The organism is Stenotrophomonas sp. P5_A8, assembly GCF_056400545.1.
On sequence record NZ_JBFULB010000078.1, the window covers coordinates 1 to 14,514 of the forward strand.

At 66.9% G+C, this 14,514-nt stretch carries 13 protein-coding genes; 8 read left to right on the forward strand and 5 right to left on the reverse strand.

The window, feature by feature from the left end:
• The first annotated feature begins 404 nt into the window (after positions 1-404).
• Complete coding sequence (locus tag AC1DQP_RS07900; RefSeq protein WP_256774737.1) at positions 405-2,507, forward strand: phosphoglycerol transferase I; 2,103 nt, start codon at positions 405-407, stop codon at positions 2,505-2,507.
• A 104-nt stretch (positions 2,508-2,611) separates the two neighbouring features.
• Here the strand turns inward: AC1DQP_RS07900 and AC1DQP_RS07905 are convergent, their stop codons facing one another.
• Together AC1DQP_RS07905 and AC1DQP_RS07910 are read right to left on the reverse strand one after the other, a co-directional pair.
• Positions 2,612-5,008, reverse strand: a complete 2,397-nt coding sequence (locus AC1DQP_RS07905) for a DUF3772 domain-containing protein (protein ID WP_478051384.1) — start codon at positions 5,006-5,008, stop codon at positions 2,612-2,614.
• 146 nt (positions 5,009-5,154) lie between these two features.
• Positions 5,155-5,403: a hypothetical protein gene (locus AC1DQP_RS07910; RefSeq protein ID WP_457318317.1), complete on the reverse strand. Its 249-nt coding sequence runs from the start codon at positions 5,401-5,403 to the stop codon at positions 5,155-5,157.
• 178 nt (positions 5,404-5,581) lie between these two features.
• On the opposite strand from AC1DQP_RS07910, the gene AC1DQP_RS07915 reads away from it, so the two are divergent.
• The 3 genes from AC1DQP_RS07915 (at position 5,582) to AC1DQP_RS07925 (ending at position 7,904) form a co-directional block, all read left to right on the forward strand.
• A complete protein-coding gene (locus AC1DQP_RS07915; protein ID WP_256774739.1) occupies positions 5,582-6,076 on the forward strand; it encodes a lipocalin family protein in 495 nt (164 codons plus the stop codon).
• A 4-nt stretch (positions 6,077-6,080) separates the two neighbouring features.
• Positions 6,081-7,292 carry an NAD(P)/FAD-dependent oxidoreductase gene (locus tag AC1DQP_RS07920; RefSeq protein ID WP_478051385.1) on the forward strand — a complete coding sequence of 404 codons (1,212 nt, stop codon included), beginning with the start codon at positions 6,081-6,083 and terminating at the stop codon, positions 7,290-7,292.
• A 105-nt stretch (positions 7,293-7,397) separates the two neighbouring features.
• Positions 7,398-7,904, forward strand: coding sequence for a hypothetical protein (locus AC1DQP_RS07925; protein WP_256774741.1), 507 nt, complete (start codon positions 7,398-7,400; stop codon positions 7,902-7,904).
• 75 nt (positions 7,905-7,979) lie between these two features.
• On the opposite strand, the gene AC1DQP_RS07930 is transcribed toward AC1DQP_RS07925, so the two are convergent.
• On the reverse strand, positions 7,980-8,414 hold the full coding sequence (locus tag AC1DQP_RS07930; protein ID WP_457318319.1) for a PepSY domain-containing protein: 435 nt from the start codon (positions 8,412-8,414) through the stop codon (positions 7,980-7,982).
• A 124-nt stretch (positions 8,415-8,538) separates the two neighbouring features.
• On the opposite strand from AC1DQP_RS07930, the gene AC1DQP_RS07935 reads away from it, so the two are divergent.
• Genes AC1DQP_RS07935 through AC1DQP_RS07945 form a run of 3 tightly spaced genes read left to right on the forward strand, consistent with a single transcriptional unit; the run spans position 8,539 to position 10,819 of the window.
• Positions 8,539-8,835: a PepSY domain-containing protein gene (locus AC1DQP_RS07935; RefSeq protein ID WP_457318320.1), complete on the forward strand. Its 297-nt coding sequence runs from the start codon at positions 8,539-8,541 to the stop codon at positions 8,833-8,835.
• Positions 8,835-9,497 (forward strand): response regulator transcription factor, encoded by a 663-nt coding sequence (locus AC1DQP_RS07940; RefSeq protein WP_256774744.1) that lies wholly within the window; start codon positions 8,835-8,837, stop codon positions 9,495-9,497. Before AC1DQP_RS07935 ends, AC1DQP_RS07940 begins: the two co-directional genes overlap by 1 nt.
• A complete protein-coding gene (locus tag AC1DQP_RS07945; RefSeq protein ID WP_478051386.1) occupies positions 9,494-10,819 on the forward strand; it encodes a sensor histidine kinase in 1,326 nt (441 codons plus the stop codon). The genes AC1DQP_RS07940 and AC1DQP_RS07945 overlap by 4 nt, the downstream gene beginning before the upstream one ends.
• Before the next feature lie 124 nt (positions 10,820-10,943).
• On the opposite strand, the gene AC1DQP_RS07950 is transcribed toward AC1DQP_RS07945, so the two are convergent.
• Positions 10,944-11,267 (reverse strand): DUF6122 family protein, encoded by a 324-nt coding sequence (locus AC1DQP_RS07950; RefSeq protein ID WP_457318322.1) that lies wholly within the window; start codon positions 11,265-11,267, stop codon positions 10,944-10,946.
• Positions 11,268-11,454: 187 nt separating this feature from the next.
• Positions 11,455-13,344 carry an arginine decarboxylase gene (gene speA / locus AC1DQP_RS07955; protein WP_457318323.1) on the reverse strand — a complete coding sequence of 630 codons (1,890 nt, stop codon included), beginning with the start codon at positions 13,342-13,344 and terminating at the stop codon, positions 11,455-11,457.
• A gap of 191 nt (positions 13,345-13,535) precedes the next feature.
• Between speA and speE the strand changes: the two genes are divergently transcribed.
• A complete protein-coding gene (speE, locus tag AC1DQP_RS07960) occupies positions 13,536-14,390 on the forward strand; it encodes a polyamine aminopropyltransferase (RefSeq protein ID WP_256774748.1) in 855 nt (284 codons plus the stop codon).
• Positions 14,391-14,514 lie beyond the last annotated feature (124 nt).

Below are 14,514 nucleotides of genomic sequence, written 5' to 3' on the forward strand. Positions count from 1 at the left end.
GGCTGGCACCTGTTCGGGTACCCAGCCATCGCATTTACCCTGATGTTCATTGGCGTGGCGCTGGGCCTTGGCATCATCCTCAGTGCGTTGATCTTCGACCGTCGTGCGCGCTCCAAGGAAGAACGCGGGCATCGTTGAACCACGCGTCTCACGCATTCATCAGTCCAATGGAACACGGCTGAGCGCGGCGCTGCCGCGCGCGAACTTTCACGCGCGTTTTACACGCTGAAACACGATGCGCGGTAGCGCTGCGCATGTCGTTTTGAACAAACATTTCAGTCAGGTTCGTGCAGGCATGATCGGGTCATCGGTCTGTCATGCAAGTGTGGTTGGACAGCCGGTCGGATGGGAAATCACGTCGTCATGACGTCCATCACCACCTGTCTCCACTGCCGAAGCTGCCCATGATCTGGATCCTGCTGCTGTCCCTGTTGCTGCTCACCTGGTTGCTGCTCGCATCACGCACGTGGGTATGGTGGAAGGCCGGTCTGATGTCGCTGCTGCTGCTCACGCTCAGCGCTTGGTGGTTGATCAACAAGTTGTCCGGTGATGGGCTCAACGCCGCCACGCTGTACCACCTGGGCGCGGACATGGAAGGCGCCGGTGTCGCCGATTTCAAGGGCTACATCGCCGGGTTCATCGTCTTGGCACTGCTCTCGCTGTTGCCGCTGGCGGTGCCCCGTCTCCAGCGCTGGCACGGCAACACGCACGGCAAGGCCGTGTTCGGCGGGTTCATCGCGATGTGGCTGCTGGCGATCCTGGTCAGCCCGCTCTACAGCGACGGCCAGCGCCTCTACCTGCAGATGCGCCCGGTGGATTACACCGTCATCGCCCCCGAGTACCGCATTCCGCAGCAGGCGCTGACCAAGCCGCGCAACATCGTGTGGATCTACGGCGAGAGCCTGGAGCGCACGTATCTGGACGAGACCACCTTCCCCGACCTGATGCCCAACCTCAATCGCCTCGCCGGCCAGGCGCTGGACGTGCGCGGGCTGGTATCGGCCGAAGGCGGCGGCTGGACCATCGCCGGCCTGGTCTCATCGATGTGCGGCGTGCCGCTGACCACCGCCAAGGAAGATGAGAACAGCATGGGCCGCATGGGCAGCTTCCTGCCCGAAGCGGTCTGCCTGGGCGATTATCTCAAGCAGCAGGGCTATACCAATCATTACCTGGGGGGCGCCAACGGGCAGTTCGCCGGCAAGGGCCAGTTCCTGGCCACGCATGGCTTCGACACCGTCGACGACCTGGCGTGGTTCAAGAAGCAGAAGGTGGCACGTTCGCACTTCTCGCCGTGGGGCGTGCATGACGATGTGCTGCTGGACAAGGCCTACGATCGTTTCGTGCAGCTGTCCCGGCAGGGCCAGCCGTTCATGCTGACCACCCTGACCATGGACACCCACCACCCGGCCGGGCACCTGCCGGTGGCGTGCAAGCGCACCCGTTACCAGAGCGAGTACGGCAACATCGGCATGCTCAACGCGCTCAAGTGCACCGACGGTCTGATCGCCAAGCTGGTCGATCGCATCCAGGCCAGCCCGTACGGCGAGGACACGCTGATCGTGATCGCCTCCGATCACCTGGCCATGCCCAACGATCTCAGCCATATCCTGGCCAAGCAGAAGCGTGAAAACCTGCTGCTGTTCCTGGGCAAGGACATCGCCCCGCGCCAGCTGGCCGCCGCACCCGGTTCCACGCTGGATTCCGGCGCCACCCTGCTCAGCATGCTCCAGCCGGACATCAACGCCATCGGCTTTGGCCGCTCGCTGCTGGACCCCAAGCGCACCGACAGTGCCAGCGCGGCGGCGTTGCGCGACAACGGCAAGGACTATCCACGTTACCTGGCGTTCTCGCGCTCGCTGTGGCTGGGCGACAAGACCCGCCAGCTGCGCATCGACGAGGACAACCAGGTGGTGATCGGCCTGCAGCATGTGCAGCCACCGGTACTGCTGGAATACGACAAGCAGTTCGACCTGAAATCGGTGTACCTGGAGAACACCTCCAAGCAGTTCGACCAGGCCGATCCGACCAACACGCTGGCCTATGTYGATCGCTGCACCGCCTTCGAGGATGGCTCGGCCGATGGCGACTGGTGCGCGATGCTGGTCAACCGCGACAAGGGCATCAAGCTGTATCGCGATGACGCACTGCGCAGCGGCTTCGCCGTCGATGGCCCGCTGGAACCGTTCAACGGGCCACGTCCGAGCATCCGCCAGGCGCACATGATCACCCAGAAGGGCCGTCGCACCCGCGCCGGCCAGTACATGCTGCAGTTCGTGGCCAAGCAGTCGCCGGACCGTGGCTTCTGGATTGAAGCGGTGTCCTCGCAGCGCAAGGTGGTGGTGGCCCAGCAGTGGGTGCAGCCCGACGCGGAGGGCCGCATCAGCGTACCGTTCGGCCTGGATCACGAAGTGGACGACCTGGAAATCCGGGCGTGGTTGAACCACGCCGAGAAGCTGGCCGTGGACAACTTCGCGCTGGTCCCGTCGCGACGCGGCAACCGCGGCTGACGGTAGTGCCGGCCGCTGGCCGGCTCCCGACCCACCCCGCAYCAAGCGATTGCCGSCCAGCSGCCGGCACCACCAAGTTCCGCTTATGCGTCACCGCCTTCCGCTTACGCCTCAGGTTCCCGCGGGGCGGTGGGGTCGCGCACCAAATGGATATCGGTCGGCGAGGACAACGCGATCCCGCCAGCGGCGAATTTCTGCAGCATCGTGAAGTAAAGATCACTGCGCACGCCATACACCGCGCGCGGGCCGGACACGTAGGCGAAGCTGTTGATCGCGATCTGCCCGTTGGCGATCGAATCGATGAACACCGACGGGGCCGGGTCGGACAGCACCGCCACGTGCTCGGCATAGCTGTCCAGCAGGATCTGCCGCACGGCAGCCACGTCGGTACTCAGCGGCAGCGAGAACTGGATCTGGATGCGGCCCTGCGCATTGCCCATCGTCATGTTGCGGATGGTCTTGGTGATCAGTTCGGAGTTGGGCACGATCAGCGTCGACTTGTCCCCCACCTGGATCTCGGTGGAGCGCACGCTGATGCGTTTGATGTCGCCTTCCTGGTCACCCAGCTTGACCCAGTCGCCGATCTTCACCGGCCGCTCGGCCAGCAGGATCAGGCCGGAGACGAWGTTCTGGGTGATCGCCTGCAGACCGAAGCCGATACCCACCGACAACGCGCTGACCACCAGCGCCAGCTTCTCAAAGCCGATCCCCAGGGCGGTCAGGCCCCACAGCACGGCGGTGATGATGCCCAGGTAGCGGGTGACGGTGCTGATCGAATTGCGCGCGCCGGCGTCCAGTTCGGTCTTGGGCAGGTAGGTCTCGGTGAGCCAGTTCTGGAAGGCCTGCATCACCGCCCACACCACCAGGAACGCCAGCACCGCGTAGAGCACGCTGCTGGGCTTGAGCGTGGTGCTGCCGATGGTCAACCCGTTGGACAGCGAATCCAGCCCGCCATAGAACGCATTGAGGTTGCCGAACGGCGCAGCCAGCGCCAGCACCGCCAGCACGATCACGCCGATGCGCAGCACCGCCGACAGCAGCACGCCGGCCTGTTCGACGCGCGCCTCGGTCAGCCCGGTGGTGAGCACGATGCTCTGCCCGACCCGGCTGGTGGGCGACAGTGCCCAGGTGGCCAGGTCGTCGGCGAATTTCAGCAGCAGCGAGGCGGCCAGCAGCACCACCGCGCCCCAGACCAGTTGCTGGGCCACGAACAGCGCGAAATTGAGATAGCCCAGCAGGGTGGCAATGACCGCTGCGGCCACCACCACATGCCCGGCCAGCCGCGCGATCACGATCCAGCCGCTGCGACGCGGCGGCGCCTTCGGTTTGGCGCCCGACTCGGCCTGCGCATCCAGCTTGGCCTGGGCTTCGTCGGTCTGGCGCCGATGCAGGCGCGCCAGCGACACCAGGATGGCGATGATCAACGCCATGTAGGTGATCGCGATCAGCCCGTCCACCGCCACCGTAGTGATGGCACTGGTGCGCGAGGCGCGGTTGATCTCCACCAGCAGGATACTCAGCCAGGTCAGGCCGGCCGCGCCCCAGGCGTACTTGCGCAGGCGCCACGCCGCCGTGTCATCCAGGGTGAGCAGGCGCCACGAGGGCCGACTGGGCACCAGCAGGCACGCGCTGAGCGCGGCGATGAACGCCGCCACGAAGGTGGCCACCTGGAAATGCTGCGCCAACTGCTCCAGCCGCGGCGGGATCGCCCCGATGGATTCCAGCGCGGCCACCAGCACCACGGCCGCGAAACCGGGTAGCAGTGTCCCGACCGCCAGCAGCCATACCGCCAGCCCGGACCGACGCAGGCGACCGTCCGGCGCGCGCTCGGACGCGGCATAACGGCGCCCGGCCGCGCGCAGCCACAAGCGCAACGGGAAGAACATCAACAGCGCCACCCCCAGCCCGGTCAGCGGCGCCGCCCAGCCATGCTCGGCGATCGCCTTGCGCGCGGTGCTTTCCCCCTGCCGGTACAGCGACACCAGCCGCCCATAGTCGGCCGGCACATGGGTGGCGAACTGTTTCCACAAGGACGGCGACAGCGGCGAATTGACCTTGCGCGCCAGTTCTTCGCTGAACTGGCTGACGCGCATCTTCTCGATATCCGTGCCCAGCTGCCTGGCATCGCCAGCCAGCAGCTTGGCCCGCGCGATCGCCGAGGCGATGTCGCTGCGCTGCTGGTTCAGGGCCTTGCGCTGCAACGCGATGTCGCGTGCTTCGACGGTGCCTTCGGGCACAACCCCAAGCTGGGCAACGCGCGCGTCCATCTGGTCCAGCTGCGGCTGCAGCGCATTGCGCGCGGCATCGGCGTCGCGCTGCACGGCCAGCGCGCGGTCGGACAGGGTCTTGAGCGTGTCGCGGGTATCGGCATCGTCCAGCGAAGCCTGGATCTGCTTGAGGTCCTTGTCGGCCTGGGCCAGCTGGGCGATGGGATCGGCATCGGTGGCCTCATCGGCCTGGGCCATGGCCAGCGGCGCCATGCCCAGCCAGGCACACAACATCAGCAAGGCCAGTGGCCGCCGCAACGATCGGAAAAGACGGGAAGACAAGCCGGTGCACCGCAAGGTTCGCGCGGACCACCGCGCCTGCGCGAACTATAAACCGCGCCCTGTTCACAGCGGGTAGAGGCCCCGCCGGGCCGCCGCCGTCAGTACTTCAGGCGCAGCTCTTCGACCTGTGGCTGCAGCTGGGTGTACCAGTCCTGGAACTCCTCTTCGCTGATTTCCTCCGGTGCATACACCGCCACCGGGTCCCATGCGTGGTCGGTGGGCAACGGCTGGCGCGGGCCGGCGCGCAGCGAGTAGGTCACGCCTTCATGGTCRACCACGTCGTCGACCGCTTCCCAGTGCCCGCGCGAAAAACTGCTGTCGCTCTTGAGCAGGATCACCTGATACATCCACACCTCCCATGCATGGAAAACCGGCGTTGTGCCGACCCACACCATAGCGCCGTCGCCCGTAGCAATGCATGACGCAACGGCAACGCAGCGTTCTCCACGGCGCATTCGCCCGGGCTTCACCCGGCCGTGGCAGCGGACCCGGCATCGTGGCGGCGACCTTCACAAGCTGCCTTCGATGAACACTCACGCCGACCTCAAGACCGTCCCTGACCTCAAGCTGCCGCGCTACCTCGGCACCTGGTACGAAATCGCCCGCCTGCCGATGAAGCATGAGCCGGAGGACTGCACCGATGTGTCGGCGCATTACAGCCTGAAGGAAAACGGTCACGTCGCCGTACTCAACCGTTGCCGGCTCGGCGACGAGATCGAGGAAGCCGAGGGCGAGGCCTGCCCGGTCGACAACGACAGCGCGCGGCTGGAAGTGAGCTTCCTGCCCAAGGGCCTGCGCTGGATCCCCTTCACCAAGGGCGACTACTGGGTCATCCAGGTCGCGCCCGATTACAGCGTGGCGCTGGTCGGCAGCCCGGACCGCAAGTTCCTGTGGTTGCTTGCGCGTACGCCTACGCTGGATACCACCACCCAGGAACATTACCTGGCCCAGGCGCGCCAGCAGGGTTTCGACCTCGCCCCGCTGATCCACACCCCGCACACCGGCCGACCGACGGCCTGAGCGCATGGATCTCAAGAGCGGCTATCCCTTCTGGGCGGTCCGTAACGGGCTGATGCACGCCTTCCCGCCGCTGGAACAGGACCTGAGGTGTGAGGTCCTGGTGGTGGGTGGCGGCATCAGCGGTGCGCTGATCGCCGATGAGCTGTGCGCGAACGGCCACGACGTGGCCGTGATCGAGCAGCGCGACGTCGGCTGGGGCAGCACTGCGGCCAGTACCGCACTGCTGCAGTACGAGATCGACACCCACATGGTCGACCTTGCCGAGCAGTACGGCGAGAAGGCGGCGGTGCTGGCCTACCAGGCCTGCGCCGATGCGATCCCGGCACTGCGCGAGGTGGCCGGTGCGTTCACCGGTGTCGACTGCCATCGCATGCAGAGCCTTTACTACGCCAGCAAGCGGCGCCACCACGCGGTGCTGCACGAGGAATACCTGCTGCGCAAAAAGCATGGCTTCGGGGTGCGCTGGCTGGAAAAGGACGCGGTGGGGCATGAGTTCGGTATCAACGCGCCCGGCGCCATCCTCAGTGCGTTGGCCGCGCGCGTGGACCCGTACCGGCTCGCCTACCGGCTGTTGATGCGGCTGCAGAAGCGCGGCTGCGGGGTGTACGACCGTACCGTGCTGGAGACGCTCACTCCCACCAGCCGCGGGGTCACCGCGCGCACCGCCGACGGCATGCAGATCCACTGCAGGCACGTGGTGATGGCCGCCGGTTACGCCAGCCAGCATTGGCTCAAGCCATCGGTGGCGCGCAACCGCAGCAGCTACGCCTTCATCACCGACCCGATCGACCCGGCGCTGCTCGGGCCGCTGGCCCAGACCATGGTCTGGGAGTCGGCACGGCCCTACCTGTATATGCGTACTACCGGCGACCATCGGCTGCTGATCGGCGGGGAAGACGATGCCATCGACATCCCGGCCCGGCGCGATCGGCGTGTCCAGTCCAAGACCGGCACCCTGCTCAAGCAGGTGGCCAAGCTGTTCCCGCACMTGCCGCTGCAACCGGCGTTCTCCTGGGGCGGCACCTTCGCCGAGACCAAGGACGGGCTGCCGTTCTTCGGCGCGCACCCACAGTGGGGGCCGCGGGTCCTGTTCGCCATGGCTTACGGCGGCAACGGCATCACCTACTCGATGATCGGCGCCGGCCTGCTCCGCGCCCGGATCGAGCGCCGTCGGCACCCGCTGGCCGCGCTGTTCGGGTTCGGACGGCTGGAGTAAAGTTCCCGGGCAGCCGGTGCCATGACAGGCATCGTTCAAGCAGCCGGTGCTAGCGTCAGCGCTGTCGGCGGCCTGCCTGCTGCCCGCCCGTTCCGGAGCCCCACCATGATCCGCTCGCTATCGCTGCTGCTGTGCCTGCTTGCCCCCGGCGTCGTCCTGGCCCAGTCCGCGGCAGGAGCGACCGGCCCGCAGTCGGCCACCGACCTCAACCTGGCCGTGCCCTCCGCGCCGATGCAGTACCTGGGCGACGGCTCGCTGCGCGGCGACCCGCCCGGCACGTTCTACGGCGACAAGAGCGGCCGCCGCCTGAGCGATCCCGGCGCCGGCAATGGCATCGCCAACGTCACCGATGACAAGCTGCGGGTCAACGGCAGCGTCACCACCGGCATCGGCTATTCCAAGGAGGGCGGCAACTCGCACTACAACGCGGCCGAGTTGAACCTCAACAAGAACTACACCACCGATGAGGGCAAGACCCACAACATGAACCTCAACATCCGGGTCAGCGAAGGCAAGGGTCCCGGGTTTTATGGTCCCTACGGTGGATATGGCGGCTATGGCTACGGCCCGGGCCCGGGCTACTGGGATTACCCGCCGCGCGGCGGCTGGTAAGCGCCCGCGTCACGGGCATGCCGAAACGGCCGGGCAACCGGCCGTTTGCATATCCGCCACCGGCATGACGGGGACTCAGTCCCACCAGCCGTCGCGCTTGCTCGACAGCACCCGGCCGTCATGGCCGCTCATGCGCACGTCCACGCGCTGGTTGCGTGCGTTGCGGGCTTCCAGCTTCCAGGTGGCGCCATCGCGTTCGAACGACTCGATCCGGGTGAAACCGGCCTTGCCGGCAAGGTCCAGGATCTGCCCGGCGTCGAGCAGCGCGCGGCTGCCGCGCGGGTCGAAGATCTCGCCGGTGGCCGGGTCCACGATCACTTCTTCAAAGGTGCCATCGGCTCGGGTCACGTCCGCTTCCCACAGGCCGTCATCGCGCTCCAGTTCGTGCACCCGGGTGTAGCCGGCCGCACGCAGCTTGGCCTGCACATCGGCAGCGGTAAGTTCGGCGGCCATGGCCGGGGTGGACACCAGCGCGGTGGCCAGGGCGGCGGCGAGGATCAGCTTGTTCATCGGGGGACTCCAGAAGGACGCCGGTCGATTCCGGCACCGCCAGTCTGGCAAGCCCGCTTAAGCGGACCATGAGCCCGGCTGTTAGACAATGTTTAGACACGCCGCGTATACCGTTGCCATGACCTTGGCCACCTCCCTCTTGTTTCCCGTGCTGCTGGCGCTCGCCCCGCAGGACCCCGTGCGCGTCCTCGACGGTGGCAGCCACCAGCAGGACGCCGTGCGCCAGGCGGTCCGCCAGGGCCGGCTGGTGCCGTTGCAGCAGGTGGTGGCCGACGCGCTGCGCCGCTACCCGGGCAAGCTGGTGGAGGTGGAGCTGGACGACGGCAAGTACGAGATCGAGATCCTGGGCGCCAACGGCGTGGTGATGGAGCTGGATTACGATGCAGCCACCGGCCGCCTGCTGAAGATGGAAGAAGACTGATGCGGATCCTGCTTGCCGAAGACGATGCGCTGCTCGCCAGCCGCCTGCAGACCCTGCTGGAAGAGGCCGGCTATGTGGTGCTGCACTGCGCCGAAGGCCGCGCCGCCGAGGAACTGGGCCAGATCGAAGACGTCGCTGCGGCGGTGGTGGATCTGGGCCTGCCCGGGCTGGACGGGCTCAGCATCATCGAGCGCTGGCGCCAGGCCGGGCGCGGCTTTCCGGTGCTGGTGCTGACCGCCCGCGCACGCTGGCACGACAAGCTCGCCGGTTTCGATGCCGGCGCCGACGATTACCTCACCAAGCCCTTCCAGCCCGAAGAACTGCTGCTGCGCCTGCGCGCGTTGATCCGGCGCAGCGCCGGCCATGCCAGCCCCCGCCTTCAGTGCGGGCCGCTGCTGCTGGACGTCAACGCCGGCCGCCTGGAACTGGATGGCGAATTGCTGCACCTGAGCCCGCAGGAGTACCGCATCCTCAGCTACTTCATGCACCACCCGGACATCGTGATCAGCCGCTCGCGCCTGGGCGAACATGTCTACGAGGCCGGTTTCGATCCGGACTCCAACACGCTGGACGTGCTGATCGGCCGGATCCGCCGCAAGCTCGGCAGCGACCTCATCCACACCCATCGCGGGCAGGGCTTCCGCCTGTCGGCGCAGCCATGAACACCGGCTCGCTGCGCACCCGCCTGCTGCTCGCCGGTGGCGTCGGGCTGGTGCTGGTCTCGGCACTGGCGACCTGGTGGCTGGGGGCGATGTACGAGCGCTCCGCACGTGCAGCGATGGACCAGCGTCTGGGCAATGAATTGATCGCGGTGCTGGCGCTGGCCGAAAGCGATGCGCAGGGCCGCCTGCAGCTGCGCCGGGAACTGTTCGACGAGCGCTACCAGCGCGTGTTCTCCGGCACGTACTGGCAAGTGCAGGACACCCGCGGGCAGGCGCTGGGGCAATCGCGTTCGTTGTGGGATGAGACCTTGCCCGCCCCGGCGTCACTGCGCACCGGACCCGCCCAAGCCTTCGACACCACCGGCCCGCTGCATATGCCGCTGCGTGCGCTGGCCCAGCAGGTGACGCTGCCGCGCGTGCCTGCGCCGTTGCGGGTCGTAGTGGCCACCGACCGCAGCGACCTGGACGCGCAGGTCAGCGCGTTCCGCCAGCGCACCGCGCTCGGGTTGGCGGTGCTCATCGCATTGTGGTTCGCCGTGCTGGCCACCCAGGTGCATTACGGCCTGCGCCCGCTGGCCGAGCTGGGCCGCATCGCCGGCCAGGTCCGCAATGGCCAGGACGTGCGCTTCCCGCAGCGCGGCCTGGTCAAGGAAGTCGCGCCGCTGGCCGCGCAGCTCAACGACCTGCTCGACCATCACCAGCGCATGGTGGTGCGCGCGCGCCGCAGCGCCGAAGACCTGGCCCATGCGCTGAAGACACCGCTGACCGTGCTGGTGACCGAGGCCGAAGGCGATGGCAGCGACTGGCGCCAGACCCTGCGCAGCGAAACCGCGCGCATGCAGCTCAGCATCGACCGCTACCTCGCCGCCGGCATCGGTGCCGACAGCCAACAGCGCACTGTGGTGGCGCCGGTGATCGACGCGCTGTGCACGCTGATGCAGCGCGTGCACAACGAGCGTGGCCTGGTGTTCGACCAGGACCCGGACGCGCATGGCCTGTTTGCCGGCGCCCGCGAAGACCTGGAGGAGATGCTGGGCAACCTGCTCGACAATGCCGGCAAGTGGGCCGCGCACCGCGTGGCGATCCGCCTGCGGCACATCGACAGCACGCTGCGGATCGAGGTGATGGACGATGGCCCGGGGCTGCCCGAGGCGGACCTGCAGCGCGTGCTGGAACGCGGCGTGCGGCTGGACCAGCGCGCGGCCGGCAGTGGTCTGGGGTTGGCGATCGTGGCCGATATCGCCGAGAGCTACGGCGGCACGTTGGTGCTGGCCAATGCCGGTCCGGGTTTGAGGGCGACGTTGACGTTGCCGGCGGGATGACAAACGCCCGGTAGAGCCGACCGTTGGTCGGCTGGCACGCGCAGCGTGTGTGGTTTTTCGCCAACGGCAGCCGACCAACGGTCGGCTTTACGGGGAGCCAACGGCAGCCGACCAACGGTCGGCTCTACCGGGCGTGGTGCATCCACCAGCAATCGATCGCATCCAGCACGATGTGGACCATCAGCCCGATACCGAACAACCGTGTCTTCTTCGGCACGCACAGTCCCGCATACACGGCGATCGCCGGCGCGGTATGCAGCGGGTGGAACCCGATGCTGCAGCGGTTGGGGACATAGATCGGGTCGGCCAGCAGATGGTCCAGATCGATGATCCAGCCCAGCAGCAGCAACCCCCACGCCGACAGGAACCGCTTGCGCCAGAACAGCCATGCCAGCAGCGCCGGCACGGCCGCATGCAACACGAGATGGAAAATGGCCCGCGCGCTCATGCCAACGGCCAACGCCGAGGCACAACCGCCCGGTAGTACCGAGCCATGCTCGGCACCGCACTGCACGCCACGCCCAACAAGACGTCGGGCCGCAAGGGATACCCTCCCTTCAAGCGGGCGCCCTCCGCAACACGGCAGGCAGCGTCGGCAACGGCACCCGCCGTCGCCGACGTCACCTGCCCGCCCCTCACGCCAGCGGCTCGTCGGACAGGTAGGTGTACCCGGTCAACCCCGCTTCCAGCGCCTCGGACAACTCCTGCGCACGCGCCGGCGACAGATCGGCTGCCGCCACGCGCTCGGCGTAGCTGGCACGCAGATCGGCCAGGCTGTAACCCACGTAGTCGAGCATCACATCGGTGGTGTCACCGCGACGCTGCTGGGTGATGGCATAACCATCGTCACCGGCCAGCACTTCCACCGCATCGGTATCGCCGAACAGGTTGTGGATGTCGCCCAGGATCTCCTGATAGGCACCCACCATGAAGAAACCGATGCGGTAGCTCTCGCCGTGGTTGAGCGCATGCAGCGGCAGCGAGCTGTCCAGGCTTTCGTTTTCGACATAGGTCTTGACCATGCCGTCCGAATCGCAGGTCATGTCGGCGATGATGCCGCGACGCTCCGGCTGCTCGTTCAGCCGCTCGATCGGCACGATCGGGAACACCTGGTCGATCGCCCAGGCATCGGGGATCGATTCGAACACGCTGAAGTTGACGAAGTACTTGTCCACCAGCCGCTCGTTCAATTCATCCAGCGCCGGGCGATGGCTCTTCTCGTCGTAGCTCAGGCGCGCACGCACGGCATGGGCGATGGCGTAGAACAGGTCATCGATGCGCGCACGCTGCGGCAGGTCGATCTGGCCCAGCGCGTAGCTGGACAGGCCTTCGGCATGGAAATGCTGCGCTTCCTGGAACAGCTCCACCGCCGGGCGCTCGTCCAGCTCGGCATGGATCTCGCGCAGGTGGCGGATCGCCGCCGGCTCGTCGTCATGCTGGTCGGGCACGCGGCCTTCCTGCGCCTGCTCCACCTCGGACACGTTGGCGATCAGCACCGCGTGGTGGGCGGTCATCGCGCGGCCGCACTCGGTAACGATGCGCGGCGGGGTCAGGCCGTGTTCTTCGCAGGCGTTGGCCAGCGGCTGCACGATGTTGCTGGCGTAGGAGGCCAACCCGTAGTTGATCGAGCAGAAACTGCGCGAACGGGTGCCTTCGTAATCCACGCCCAGGCCACCGCCCACGTCGACGTGGGTGATCTTCGCGCCCAGCTGGGACAGCTCCACGAAGTAACGCGTGGCCTCGCGCATGCCGTTGGCGATGTCGCGTACGTTGGAGATCTGCGAGCCCATGTGGAAATGCAGCAGGCTCAGGCAGTCGGCGTACTCGGTGTCGCGCAGCGACTTCCACAGGTCCAGCAGCTGGCGCGGGGACAGGCCGAACTTGGCCTTGTCGCCGCCGCTGTTCTGCCACTTGCCCGCGCCCAGCGAGGCCAGGCGCATGCGCACGCCCAGGCCGGGCTTGACGTCCAGCGCCTTGGATTCTTCCAGCACCAGCTTCAGCTCGGAGGGCTTCTCGATGACGATGAAGGTCTGCAGGCCCAGCTTGCGGCCGATCAGGGCCAGGCGGATGTACTCGCGGTCCTTGTAACCATTGCAGACGATCAGCCCGCCCGGGCGCGACAGCGCAAGCACCGCCATCAGTTCGGGCTTGCTGCCCGCTTCCAGGCCGAAGCCTTCGCCGTGGTGGCTGGCCAGGGTGCCGGCCACGCCGCGATGCTGGTTGACCTTGATCGGATACACGGCGGTGTAGCCGCCCGGATAGTCCCAGTCGGTCTGCGCCTGCGCGAACGCGGCCTGCAGCTTGCCCAGGCGCTGGCCCAGGATGTCCGGGAAGCGCACCAGCAGCGGCAGCTTGGCGCCGGCCGCGCGGGCGGCGTCGACGATCTTGGGCAAGGACACCACCGGGCCGTCCTGGCCAGTCGGTCTCACCACCATGTGTCCTGCCTGATCCACGTCGAAGTAGCCATCCGCCCAATGCGGAATCGAGTAGGTCTTGCGGGCTTGGTCGAGGGACCAATCGGTCATTTCAGTGGGCCTGGTTGGTAAAAAAGGGGGTGCATGATAACGCCTATGTGGCGACAGCTCCGTTATCATGCGCGCCCGCGCCCGTGCTCAGGCTTGAAACCTGAACGGGCCAACCCGTCCGGACGTGGCTTGCGCCACGCGGCACCGCCGCCAGCCCGGCTCCAACACCCTCCGAACAGGATTGCTATTCCATGACTGACAACAACAAGTGGTACATCGAGCATTTCGAGCGCACCGGCTCGGCCATCGGCTACCGCCTGAAGGGCAAGCTCGATGAAGTGCAGTCGCCGTTCCAGAAGATCGAGATCTTCGCGACCACCGATTGGGGCAACCTGATGACCATCGATGGCGCCATCATGCTGACCAGCAAGGACAACTTCTTCTATCACGAGATGATCAGCCACCCGGTGCTGTTCACCCACGCCGCGCCCAAGCGCGTGGTGATCATCGGTGGCGGCGACTGCGGCACCCTGCGCGAAGTGCTCAAGCACACCGGCGTGGAGAGCGTCACCCAGTGCGACATCGACGAGCAGGTCACCGTGATGGCCCGCAAGCACTTCCCGGAACTGTGCGAGTCCAACGACGACCCGCGCGCCGAGCTGATGTTCGACGACGGCGTGGCCTACATGGCCAACTGCCCGGCCGGCAGCGTGGACGTGGTGATCGTGGACTCCACCGACCCGGTCGGCCCCGGCGAAGGCCTGTTCAACAAGGCGTTCTACGAGAGCTGCTTCAAGGCGCTCAAGGACGACGGCATCCTGGTGCAGCAGTCCGAATCACCGCTGATGCAGCTGGACCTCATCAACGAAATGCGCACCGAGATGGGCAAGGCCGGCTTCGGTGCGTTCAAGACCCTGCCGTTCCCGCAGCCGTGCTACCCGACCGGCTGGTGGAGCGTGACCCTGGCCCGCAAGGGCGAGAGCAGCTTCGACTTCCGCCAGGCCGATTCGGCCGCCAAGTCGTTCGATACCCTGTACTACACCGCCGCACTGCACACCGGCGTGCTGGTGACTCCGCCGTTCGTGGCTTCAGCCCTGAAGGGCTGATCGGTCGATAGGGGAGGGGTAGAGCCGAGCCATGCTCGGCTGCCTCAAGCTCGGCAAGCCTGGGCCCGATGCATCGCGAGCGCCGCAGCCGAGCATGGCTCGGCGCTACCTTGCAGCCAAGAAA

Excerpts from the sequence above, each read along its gene's own strand:
- AC1DQP_RS07915 (WP_256774739.1), top strand. The coding sequence starts at position 5,582 with ATGAACACTCACGCCGACCTCAAGACCGTCCCTGACCTCAAGCTGCCG.
- AC1DQP_RS07925 (WP_256774741.1), top strand. The coding sequence starts at position 7,398 with ATGATCCGCTCGCTATCGCTGCTGCTGTGCCTGCTTGCCCCCGGCGTC.
- AC1DQP_RS07930 (WP_457318319.1), bottom strand. The coding sequence starts at position 8,414 with ATGAACAAGCTGATCCTCGCCGCCGCCCTGGCCACCGCGCTGGTGTCC.
- AC1DQP_RS07940 (WP_256774744.1), top strand. The coding sequence starts at position 8,835 with ATGCGGATCCTGCTTGCCGAAGACGATGCGCTGCTCGCCAGCCGCCTG.
- AC1DQP_RS07945 (WP_478051386.1), top strand. The coding sequence starts at position 9,494 with ATGAACACCGGCTCGCTGCGCACCCGCCTGCTGCTCGCCGGTGGCGTC.
- AC1DQP_RS07950 (WP_457318322.1), bottom strand. The coding sequence starts at position 11,267 with ATGAGCGCGCGGGCCATTTTCCATCTCGTGTTGCATGCGGCCGTGCCG.
- speA (WP_457318323.1), bottom strand. The coding sequence starts at position 13,344 with ATGACCGATTGGTCCCTCGACCAAGCCCGCAAGACCTACTCGATTCCG.
- speE (WP_256774748.1), top strand. The coding sequence starts at position 13,536 with ATGACTGACAACAACAAGTGGTACATCGAGCATTTCGAGCGCACCGGC.